Genomic DNA, 502 nt, shown 5'->3' on the forward strand with positions numbered 1-502 from the left:
GCGCGCGCCGTCCAACCGGACGAGGCGGCTGAAGACTCGTTCGCGGTCGGCGACGGGGACCCCGGGGCCGTTGTCCAGCACCACGAGCTCCACGTGCTGCGGGTGGCGGGTGACCCGAACGCGGACCACGGCGTCGGACGCGGAGGACGCGTGGCGGCGGGCGTTGTCGAGCAGGTTGCCCACCACCTGCCCGAGGCGCAGCGGATCGCCGGCGATCACCGGGTCGTCGCCCTCCACCACCACCTCCAGCGACGGCGCGAGCAGGCGCAGCCTTTCCACTTCGGACTCGACGAGCCCGAGCAGGTGCACGGCCTCGAACCGCAGCTCCAGGCCCGCGTCGATCTGGGCCAGCGACAGCAGGTCCTCGACGAGCCGGGTCGCGCGCCTGGCCTCGCGCACCATCATCACCTGCATGCGCTCCACGTCGTCCTGCTTCGCGCCAGTTCCCAAGCGCACCAACGTTTCCGCCGCTGCCTGCACTCCGGCGAGCGGGGTGCGCAGC

At 72.9% G+C, this 502-nt stretch carries 1 protein-coding gene; it reads right to left on the reverse strand.

The genetic code is table 11. The annotated features are described in order from the left end of the window. On the reverse strand, window positions 1-501 hold a 501-nt coding region (locus tag CCN37_RS35395; RefSeq protein WP_256388106.1), incomplete at its 3' end, for a sensor histidine kinase KdpD. Between the last annotated feature and the right edge of the window lies 1 nt (window position 502).

This window comes from Allokutzneria sp. NRRL B-24872 (assembly GCF_002155965.1).
Classification (GTDB): domain Bacteria; phylum Actinomycetota; class Actinomycetes; order Mycobacteriales; family Pseudonocardiaceae; genus Allokutzneria.